3 protein-coding genes are annotated in these 9,313 nt (G+C 74.4%); 2 read left to right on the plus strand and 1 reads right to left on the minus strand.

The features are described 5' to 3' along the window. Positions 1–203: 203 nt before the first annotated feature. A complete protein-coding gene (locus tag ACF089_RS04305; protein WP_392021638.1) occupies positions 204–839 on the minus strand; it encodes a GNAT family N-acetyltransferase in 636 nt (211 codons plus the stop codon). Positions 840–1,466: 627 nt separating this feature from the next. Here ACF089_RS04305 and ACF089_RS04310 point away from each other — a divergent pair. Together ACF089_RS04310 and ACF089_RS04315 are read left to right on the plus strand one after the other, a co-directional pair. After that, the gene (locus ACF089_RS04310) at positions 1,467–2,339 is read left to right on the plus strand and encodes an aspartyl/asparaginyl beta-hydroxylase domain-containing protein (RefSeq protein ID WP_392021640.1); all 873 of its coding nucleotides are present in this window, start codon (positions 1,467–1,469) and stop codon (positions 2,337–2,339) included. Positions 2,340–2,575: 236 nt separating this feature from the next. Next, positions 2,576–9,262 (plus strand): amino acid adenylation domain-containing protein, encoded by a 6,687-nt coding sequence (locus ACF089_RS04315; RefSeq protein WP_392021642.1) that lies wholly within the window; start codon positions 2,576–2,578, stop codon positions 9,260–9,262. Positions 9,263–9,313: the final 51 nt, after the last annotated feature.

Below are 9,313 nucleotides of genomic sequence, written 5' to 3' on the forward strand. Positions count from 1 at the left end.
CCGGCCCGGCACACCGGACGGGCGCGCCCGCCGCGGCCCGTAGCAGCGGGCGGGGAGACGGCTCACCGCGACGAGGGATCGGCCTCGTCGCGGGGCCGTGACCGGAGGGGCGGCCGCCGTCGTGCGGGGCCTCCTCCCGTGCGGCCGGCGCGCCGGGCCCCGGTCGGGGCTCCGCACGCGGCCCGGTCCGCGCCGCGCGGGGGTCAGGGCTCCATGCGCGGCAGCGGGCGGCCCTCCCTCGCCTTGGCGTACAGGGCGATCCTGCGGTGGCGGACCTGGACCTCGCCGAGGCACGTCGCGTCATTGTTCTCGATCATCCTGCGCGACGCCTTGTTCGCCGCGTCGGGCTCGTAGACCACCGCGTCGCACTCCGGGTCCCGCAGGAAGAACTCGTCGGTGACCTCCCCGATGATCCGGCTGCCCAGGCCGCGCCCGGTGTCGGCGAGGTCCGCGATCGCCAGGTGCATGCTCAGGTCGTGCGCCGAGGCCCGGTAGTGGTGCCCCACGACGTCCTGGGCCATCCGGTAGAACTCCATGTAGGCGATGGGCCGCCCGTCCTGCTCCACGATGATCGGCCGGGAGTAGCCCGTGGCGAGCTGCGCGTCGATGTGCGCCTGCCACCGCTCCAGGGGCCAGTCGTACTCCCATCCCTTCGCGGTGTGGGGCCGGTTCATCCACTCCCAGATCATCGGCACGTCGGGGCCGTCCGCCCGCGCCGGCCGGTAGAACAGATCGCCCCGGGCGAAGCCGGTGGGCGGGGCCGGCACCTCCAGCCAGGAGGCGGGCAGCCCGTCCGTGACGTAGCGGGGCAGGACCGGATAGGTCTCGGTCGGATTCAACGTGACACTCCACGGTTGGTACGGCTGTGTCGGGTGGGGATTCGGGCTTCGGGCATACGCGGGCCCGGGGCGCGGTCGCGTCCGTGCGGGGTGGGGGGCGCGACGGCACGGCCCGTGGTGCGGGCGAGGGAACGCCGGGCGCGCGGGGCGGGCCCGGCGCGGGGCGCACGCGGCGCTCCGGAATTGTTCCAGCCGGGCGGCCGAGGTGACAAGGAGATCACCGTCACCCCCGCCGTGGGCGACCTTACGTCAAGCCGTCACACGCTAGGGCGAGTTACACGTGACCCCCATCACGCCGTGAGGCCGGGGCGGGTGTGATGTACGTGTCATAATGGAGATCAACTTAGGTAAGCCTTGCCAAACATTCAAGACATGAATAGCGTTCAAGCCACATCGACCCGACCGACCCGGATCGATGCCGGACCGGTAGCCCACGCGGCACACCCCCATCCACCACGACGAACGCGGGTCCCGTGCTGTCCCGGGGGGACAGCACACGGCGGCCCGCCCGGAACGATCCATGGGGGCAGTCGCGGAGTGAGGCATGTCCGCGGTACTTGACCAGTGCGGGAGCGACGGTGACCACCCACCGCGCCCGCGAGACGATTCCGAAAGGTGATGTCAGTCTTGAGATCACACATCCTGGGACGCATCGACCTGGACGAGACACTTCTGTCCAGGGATCTCGAATACCTCGCCTCTCTGCCCCGCGGCGAGGAGGGCTACGACGAGTTCAGCAACGGGTACTGGAAGAACCTGCCCCTGTGGAACAGCACCGGTGACGCCGGCGACGACATCTACCGCGACACCGACTCGGCCGCCCAGCTCACCGAGCACGGCAAACACTGCTCCTACCTGCGCGAACTGGTGGAGACCACCTTCAACACCGACCACATCACGATGGTGCGCACCCGCAACCTCGTCGACGCGGTCGTCATCCCCCACCGGGACTTCGTGGAGCTGGACCGGGACGCGGACCAGTACTTCCGCGTCCTGATGTTCCTGGAGGAGAACCCCGCCGCCCTCCACTCCAACGACGACACGGTCATCAACATGCGACCGGGCGAGATCTGGTTCCTCGACGCGGGCTCCGTCCACGCGGCGGCCAACTTCTCCCCGAACAGCCGTCAGATGCTCTGTGTGGACTTCGCCTTCGACGGCCCGTACGAGGAGAAGGACGTCTTCCGCGACGCCTCCCGCTACCGGCCCTCCGACGACGCCCGCGTCATCGAGCGCCCCGCCCTGCCGGCGGCCCGGCTGGACGCCATCAAGGGGCTCGGGCAGGTCGTCGACCGCTCGAACTTCAAGGAGTTCCTCTTCCTCCTCTCCAAGGTCCACTTCAGCTACGACGTGCCCGCGGAGGCGACCTACGGATGGCTGGCCGACATCGCCGCCGCATCGGGCGATGAACTCCTCGTCGAGAAGGCCGGCGAACTGCGCGAATACGCCATCGGCGCCCGCGCGCTGAGCGAGCGCTTCACCGTCAACTCCTGGGGGTGAGACCCCGCCGCGATCGGCAGCCGCTCCGGCGCCGGACCAGCGCACCACAGCGCGTCCGGCGCCGGACGGCGGACCGGCGGCGAACACGGTGAGAAGGGCCCCGGGCGGGCCCGCGGGAAACGGACGGCGTGGGACCGGGCCGGTGCGGTGGGGCGCACCCGGGCCCCGGACCGGCCGCCCGGAAGAAGACCGATGACGACCGGCCGCCACGGCCGGTCAACGACAGGGGAGGGCACGTGGGCACGCGCAACACGGCCAGGGACAAGGACGATCACGAACGGCGGCTCGCCGCGCTGCGCAAGCGCATCGCCGCACGCGGACTGGCCGACCCGGCCGCCGGAGCGGCGGACCGGCCGGACGCCTCCGCACCGGACACGCCCGCCGAGCCCGGCGCGCCGACCGGGACCAGCACGGCCCAGCAGCGTCTGTGGCTCCAGCACGCGAGCGACCCCACCGGGGCCGCCCTCAACGTCGGCGCGGCACTGCGCCTCGACGGCCCGCTCGACCGCCCCGCCCTCTCCGCCGCCCTGCGCGCGGTCGTCGCCCACCACGAGATCCTGCGCACCCGCTACGCGCTCACCGACTCCGGCGAGCTGCACGCGATCCCCGACCTGCCCGACACGGTGGCGCTGACCGAGGCCGACGCCCGCGGCGCGGACCTCGACGCCCTGGTGCGGGAGAGCCTGCGCACCCCCTTCGACCTGGAGACCGGCCACCCCCTGCGGCTCACCCTCTACGCCGAGGGGCCCGACCGGCACACCCTGCTGCTCGTGGTGCACCACATCGCCTGGGACGACGCCTGCTGGGAGGTCTTCTTCGAGGACCTGGCCGCCGTCTACCGGGGCGCCGGGCCCGCGCCCGCGACCTCGTACCCGAAGGCCTCCCGGGCCGTGGAGCACGAGATCCGCGACACCCTGCCCGCCCTGCGACGGCACTGGGCGAGGACGCTGACGCACGCCTCCGGCGCCGCCGGGCTCGACCGGCGCACCGCGGCCGACCAGCAGACCGCCGAGGCCGAGGCGGTCGAAGTGCGGCTGGACGCCGAGCGCTCGGCCGAGCTGGACGCGCTCGCCCGCGGCGCCGGGACCACCCCCTTCACCGTCCTCCTCACCTCCTTCGCCGCCGCCCTGCGCCGCCACACGGGCAGCGAGCGGTCCCTCATCAGCACCCCCGTACTGCGCCGCGACAGCGGACACACCGCCCGGACGATCGGCTACTTCGGCAATGTCCTCCTCCTCGTCCTCGACACCGATCCGCGCCGCAGCTTCCGCGACGCGCTCGGTTCGGTGGGCCGGGTCGTCGTGGAGGCGCTGGACCACCAGGACCTGGAGTACGACGAGGCGATCCGGCTGCTCGGGGCCTCGGGCCGGGTCCAGCCCGTGGAGGTCAGCTTCGGCATCGAGAGCGCCGGGCCGCGGCTGAGCCTCCCGGGAGTCGAGGCGAAGACCCTCGCCGCCCGTACCGGAATAGCCCAGGCGCCCCTGTCGGTGATGGCCCGTCAGGAGCCCGACGGGTGCTGGGTGATCCGCTTCGAGCACATCCCCGAGGCGGTGGGCGAACAGACCGCCCGCTCGCTGGTCGAGTCGACCCGGCGCACCCTGCTCGCCGGACTGAGCGACCCCGACGTGCCCCTCGGCGACCAGAGCCTGGTCACCGAGGAGGAGCGCCGGACGATCCTCGCCCACGGCACGGCCGCGCCGCTCGACACCCCGACCCCCGGTGTCGTCGAGCGGTTCGAACGCCGGGCGGCGCTGCACCCGGACGCGGTCGCCCTGCGCGGCGCCGAGGGCGCCATGACCTACGGCGAGGTCAACGACCGCGCCAACGCCGTGGCCCGGTGGATCGCCGCCCAGGGCATCGGCCCCGAGGACGTCGTGGCCTGCGCGCTGGAGCGCTCCTTCGCCGCCGCGACCATCGCCCTCGGCGTGCTCAAGTCCGGCGCGGTCCTCCTCCCGCTGGACGTCGCCCACCCCGAGGAGCGGCTGACCCGGCTGCTGGCCGACGCCGGCCCGCGCCACCTCTTCACCTCCCCGGCCACCGACGCCTCGGTGCCCTCCAGCACCGTGCCCCGTACGGTGGTCACCTCGCCCGCCTTCGACGCGCAGGTCTCCGCGCTCGCCGGAGCCGGCGACCTGACCGACCGCGACCGGGTGCGCCCGCTGCGGCCGGACAATCTCGCGTACATCATCTACACCTCCGGCTCCACCGGCCGCCCCAAGGGCGTCGGCACTAGCCACGCGGCCCTCGGCGACCATCTGGAGTGGCTGCTCTCCCACTTCGCCGCCACCCACGACGATCCGCGCGACGTGCGCTGGCTCCAGCTCGCCTCGCCCGCGTTCGACGTCTCCGTCGGCGAACTCTTCGGACCGCTGGCCGCCGGCGGCGAGGTCCTCGTGGCCCGCCCCGACGCCGAACGGGACCTCGACGCCCTCTTCGCCGAACTCGCCGAGCTGGACGCCACCGTCGTCCACGCCGTCCCCAGCTTCCTGCACTATCTGGCCACCGCCGCCCCCGGGGCGGAACTGCCCTCGCTGCGCTGGCTGCCCGTCGGCGGCGAGGCCCTCCCCGGCGACCTCGCGGACCGGGTGCGCGAGCGCTTCGGCGCGAACGGACGGCTGGGCCTCGGCAACTTCTACGGACCCACCGAGACCACCCAGTCCGTCACGGGCCACCCCGTCACCGCCCCCCAGGGGCACCGGACCGTCCCCATCGGCACCCCGAAGTGGGGCAACACGGCGCTCGTCCTCGACGCCGATCTGCGCATTGCCCCCCTCGGCGAGGTGGGCGAGCTGTACATCGAGGGCAGCTCGCTGGCGCGCGGCTATCTCGGCCGCCCCGCCCTGACCGCCGAGCGCTTCGTGCCGAGCCCGCTGACCCCGGGCGCGCGGCTCTACCGCACCGGCGACCTGGCGCGCTTCACCGACGGCGGCGAGCTGGAGTTCATCGGCCGCGCCGACGACCAGGTCAAGATCCGCGGCTTCCGGGTGGAGCCCGGCGAGATCGAGGTCGCGCTCCGCGCCGACCCGCGCGTCGGACAGGCCGTGGTCGTGGTCCGCGAGGACGAGGGCACGGGCCGCCGCCTGGTCGCCTACCTCACCCCCGCCGACGGCGCCGAGCCCGACGCCGGGGGAGTGAAGGAGCGCCTGGCCGCCGAACTGCCCGCGCACATGGTGCCCAGCGCCTTCGTCGTCCTCGACGCCCTGCCGCTGACCCCGGCGGGCAAGACCGACCGCCGCGCGCTGCCCGACGCCCCCGCCGAGACCGGGGCCGACGCGGGATTCCGGCCGGCGGGCGACGGCGTCGAGCGCCGGATCGCCCAGCTCTTCGCCGAACTCCTCACCCACGGCGCGGACACCCCCGGGGAGCGGCCCGCGAACCCCGTCACCGAGACCGACGGCGTCCCGTCCGTCGGCGGCCGGCGGATCGGCGCGGACACCTCCTTCTTCGAACTCGGCGGCCACTCCCTGCTGCTGACGCGGCTCATCTCCCGCGTCCGCCGCGACCTCGGGGCCCGGATCGGCGTCCGCGACGCCTTCACCCGCGCCACCCCGGCCGGGCTGGCCCGCCTGATCGCCGACAGCGCCCCCGCCCCGGCCCACCGCACCCCCGTCTACGGCCCGCGACCGGCCGAGCCGCCGCTCTCACCCGCCCAGCAGCGCGTCTGGTTCGTCGACCGGATCGAGGAGGACGGCACCACCTACAACGTCCCCATCGCGCTGCGGATCGACGGACCGCTGGACCGCGAGCTGCTCCGGCGCGCGCTCGAGGAGGTCCTGCGCCGGCACGAGTCCCTGCGGACGGTCTTCCCCGACCGCGAGGGCGTCGGCCGCCAGCGGATCCTCCCCGACCACCGGGTCGAACTGCCCCTGACCGAACTGACCGGGGACGAGGTGGCCGCGACGCTCGCCGCGGCCGCCGAGCACCCCTTCGACCTCGCCGCCGAACGCCCCTTCCGGGCCGCCCTGCTGAGCGTCGGCCCCGAGCGGCACGTCCTGTCGCTGCTGGTCCACCACATCGTCTGCGACGAGGTGTCCGCCGGAGTGATCGTCGCGGACGTGACCCGGGCGTACGAGGCCCTCCGCGGCGGCGCGGGCGCGGACGGCGGCCCCGTGCTGCCGCCGCTGCCCGTCGGGTACGCCGACTACGCGGTCCGGCAGGGCGAACTGCTCTCGGGCGCAGCCCCGGACGCGGACGGCCACCGGGACCCGGAGGCGCTCCGCGCGTTCTGGCGCACCGCCCTCGCCGATCTGCCCCAGGACACCTCCGTCCTGCTCGGCAGGGCCCGCCCGGGCCGGCCGGACAGCGCCGGAGGAATCGTCCCCCTCACCTTCGACGCCCGGGTGCGCACCGCCGTCGAGCGGCTGGCCGAGCGCACCGGCGCCACCCCCTTCATCGTGCTCCAGAGCGCCGTCGCCGTGCTGCTCGGCCTCCGGGGAGCGGGCGAGGACATCCCCCTCGGCACCCCGGTCGCCAACCGGCCCGACGAGACGCTCGACGAGGTGGTGGGCCTGTTCGTCAACCTCCTCGTGGTGCGCAACGACCTGTCGGGCGACCCCACCCTCGAAGAGGTCGTCACCCGCGCCAAGGAGCGCGCGGTGGACGCCTACGAGCACGCCGAGCTGCCCTTCGAACAGGTCGTGGACGCGGTCGGCGTCGAACGCTCGCTGAGCGTCAGCCCGCTCTTCCAGGTCCTGGTCCAGCTGCGCGACGAGGAGTCCGTCGAGCGCCGCACCGAGGGCCTTCGCTGGCGGCCGGTCCCGCAGTACACCGCGACCGCCAAGTACGACCTGTCGGTCAACTTCGAGCCCGACTCGGCCGGCGGCGGCTGGAACGGCGAGATGATCTACCGCCGCGACCTCTACGACGAGGACGCCGTGACCCGGCTCGCCGACGGCCTCGGCCTGGTCCTGCGGGCCCTCGCCGAGCGCCCCGGCCTCCGACTCCACGAACTGGACCTGGTCCCCGAGCCGGAACGCCGGCTCGTGCTCGACGAGTGGAGCCGCGGCCCGCGGGCCGCGGCCGACCGCGCCGAGACCCTCCCGGAGCTGATCGAGCGCAGCCGGAGCATGCTCCGCGAACCGGGGGCCGCCGCGCGGACCGCGGTCGACTGCGCGGGCGAGACCGTCGACTACGGACGGCTCCACGAGCGCAGCGACCGCCTCGCCCGACTGCTCATCGAACGCGGCGCGGGCCCGGAGCGATTCGTCGCCATCGCCGTGCCCCGGTCGGTGGACATGGTCGTCGCGCTGCTCGCCGTGGTGAAGACCGGGGCCGCCTATCTCCCGCTGGACATGCGGCTGCCCGCGGACCGGCTCGCCTTCATGATCGAGGACGCCGCGCCGGTCGCCGTGGTGACCCGCTCGGACGCCCCGGTCGAACTGCCCGACTCGGCCGCCTCGCCCCGGGTGACACTGGACGCCCCCGACGTGGTCGCGGCGCTCGCCGCACAGCCCGCCGAACGGCTGCCCGCCGAGATCGCCCGCCGCGCGCGCGGCGAGAACATCGCGTACTTCCTCTACACCTCGGGCTCGACCGGCGTCCCCAAGGGCGTCATCGGCACCCACCGCGCCTACGCGGCCCGGCTCACCTGGCAGCCGACGCGCTATCCGATCGCCAAGCCCGACGTCCGGCTCTGCCAGGGCTGGCTCAGCTTCCACGACGGCGGCTGCGAGATCCTCGCCGGTCTGATCGCGGGCGCCGAACTGCTGCTCGCGGACGAGCAGGAGGCCCGCGACGTGGGCAGCCTGGTCCGGCTGATCGAGGGCAATCCGATCGGCCAGGTCACCGCCGTGCCCACGGCGATCAACGCCCTGCTCACCGAGTCCCCCGAGGCGGTGCGCTCGGTGCCGCGCTGGGTGACCAGCGGCGAGCCGATGACCGAGGCGCTGCTGGAGCGGCTGCGCGCCGCCGCGCCCGACAGCGAGATCATCAACAACTACGGCGCCACCGAACTGAGCGGCGGCGTCGTGCGCGGCCGGCTCCACGAGGAGGGCCTGCATCTGGGCGTCCCCGTCGACGGCTCCCGGGTACTGGTGCTCGACGCCCGGCTCAACCTCTGCCCGGTGGGCGTGCCCGGCGAGGTCTACGCGGCGGGCCACCAGGTGGCCCGCGGCTACTGGCGGCGGCCCGCGCTGACCGCCGCCCGCTTTCTGCCCAACCCGTACGCCTCCCGGCCCGGAGAGCTGCTCTACCGCACCGGCGACCGCGCGATGTGGAACGCGGAGGGCCGGCTGGTGTTCGGCGGACGCACCGACCACCAGGTGAAACTGCGGGGCATCCGGGTCGAACTCGGCGAGATCGAGACGGCGCTGCGCTCCGCGCCCGAGGTGGCCCAGGCCGCCGCCCGCACCCACGAGGTGCACGGATCCACCACCCTCGCCGGATATGTCACGCTCGCCGACCCGACGGCCGACCCGGACGCCGCGGTGGCCTCCGTACGGCGGCGGCTGGCCGAGGAACTGCCCTCGTATCTGCACCCGTCGGTGATCACCGTGCTGGACGCGATGCCGCTGACCGGCTCGGGGAAGCTGAACCGACCGGCGCTGCCGGAGCCCTCGGTGCGCACCGAGGGCGCGCACGAGCCGCCGCGCGGCGAGACCGAGGAGGCGGTGGCGGCCCTCTTCGAGGACGTCCTCGACGCCAAGGAGGTCGGCCGCACCGACGGCTTCTTCGCCCTGGGCGGCGACAGCATCATCTCGGTGCAGCTCGCCAGCCGGGCCAGGTCCCGGGGGCTGCCGCTGACCGCGCAGATGGTCTTCGAGCACCCGACCGTGGCCGAGCTGGCCGAGGCCTGCGACCGGGCGGCCGCCGAGTCGGCCCGCGCCGGCGACCGGCGGGCCGATGTGCCGGTGTCGGCGACCGAGGCCTCGGGGCTCGACACCGAGACCCTCCAGGCCCTGCTGGGCAGCTGGGGGCGTGGCTGAGATGCGCTCCCCCTCCCCGCTCCGGCCGGGCCCCGCGCCCGGCCCCTCGGC

Origin of the sequence: Streptomyces sp. NPDC014894 (genome assembly GCF_043080985.1) — a bacterium.
GTDB lineage: Bacteria > Actinomycetota > Actinomycetes > Streptomycetales > Streptomycetaceae > Streptomyces.